The organism is Bartonella sp. PS17NMGDW, from assembly GCF_042193555.1.
Taxonomy (GTDB): Bacteria; Pseudomonadota; Alphaproteobacteria; order Rhizobiales; family Rhizobiaceae; genus Bartonella; species Bartonella grahamii.
Genome location: NZ_JBHILY010000078.1, coordinates 1 through 991 on the forward strand (window position 1 = coordinate 1; position 991 = coordinate 991).

The 991-nt window shown below is 39.5% G+C and carries 3 protein-coding genes and 1 pseudogene; 2 read left to right on the forward strand and 2 right to left on the reverse strand.

Going from position 1 to position 991, the window contains the following annotated elements; all coding sequences use genetic code 11:
- Positions 1-159, forward strand: a pseudogene (locus tag ACFIJK_RS09345) (late control protein); the annotation flags it as partial.
- 38 nt (positions 160-197) lie between these two features.
- Here ACFIJK_RS09345 and ACFIJK_RS09350 read toward each other — a convergent pair.
- The gene (locus ACFIJK_RS09350) at positions 198-521 is read right to left on the reverse strand and encodes a type II toxin-antitoxin system PemK/MazF family toxin (protein ID WP_273791686.1); all 324 of its coding nucleotides are present in this window, start codon (positions 519-521) and stop codon (positions 198-200) included.
- On the reverse strand, positions 521-745 hold the full coding sequence (locus tag ACFIJK_RS09355) for an antitoxin MazE family protein (protein WP_273791685.1): 225 nt from the start codon (positions 743-745) through the stop codon (positions 521-523). The genes ACFIJK_RS09350 and ACFIJK_RS09355 overlap by 1 nt, the downstream gene beginning before the upstream one ends.
- A gap of 142 nt (positions 746-887) precedes the next feature.
- Between ACFIJK_RS09355 and ACFIJK_RS09360 the strand changes: the two genes are divergently transcribed.
- Positions 888-991: lysozyme (locus ACFIJK_RS09360; protein WP_375627597.1), on the forward strand; the 104-nt coding region annotated here is incomplete at its 3' end.

Consider the following 991-nt stretch of genomic DNA (forward strand, 5'->3'; position numbering starts at 1 on the left):
AAAATAGAGTGCGAACTTTTTGATGCATCACAAGAAGATGCGGCTGGAAACGTTGCAAACACAACACCAGACAAGGATGATACCCTTGATCCAAACGCCCCACCAAACGCATGTGACGAAGGCGAAGGCGTCATCCATATGGATGAAGAGGATAGATAAACAAAGCTATTTTATGATGATAAAAAGAAATACTATTTCTATTTTACTATTCCTAAAAATACAGCTAAACAGCGTTCAATTTCTACCATTTTATCTGCATGAATGGAGCCGAAAGCTGGACTAACTTTTTCACATCTTACCGTCATAATCTTATCAATCATGACTTGCGAAGGTTTTTGCAAACCATTTTTAGCGGTTGGCTGAATCGTAATGCGGAGTAATGGCGCATCAACAAGTGTGCTAGTAATGGGTAAAACCGTTACACTTGTATGCTCACTGAATTGATTAGCTTGAATGATTAACGCAGGTCTTGGTTTACCAAAATCGCCTTGCATAGCTATTGTGACGAGAGATCCACGCATTATTCTGTCCAGCCATCAACATCCATTAAAGATTGATCCATCAACAACTGCATAGATGTATCTGTTTTATCCATTTTTGCGACTAAGCGACATTGGCGTCGGCACTCTTCTGCAAAGTTCGGTTGGCGAATATCTGGTACCCAAATTTGCATTAAACGCAAACCTGCTTTTCTTTGTGCGTTGCGATGTTTTTGAACGCGTTCATTGACGTGCATTGTAGCCATAACAAAATCTCCATTATGTTTCATGTAACGTATAACACAGAAAAAAGTTACATGAAACGAGATTTTTAATAAAAGGCAATAATTGCAATTTTTAATATTCACTCATCCCCGCCTTGTGTGGGGCTTTTTTATGGAGCAACACATGCGAAAAATATCATCAGAAGGACTTGCACTTATCAAACAGTGGGAAGGTTTGCGTTTGAACGCCTATAAAGATGCCATTGGGGTGTGGACAATAGGTTATGG

Bases quoted from the DNA above. Each gene is read 5' to 3' on its own strand.
- ACFIJK_RS09350 (WP_273791686.1), bottom strand. From the start codon at position 521: ATGCGTGGATCTCTCGTCACAATAGCTATGCAAGGCGATTTTGGTAAA.
- ACFIJK_RS09355 (WP_273791685.1), bottom strand. From the start codon at position 745: ATGGCTACAATGCACGTCAATGAACGCGTTCAAAAACATCGCAACGCA.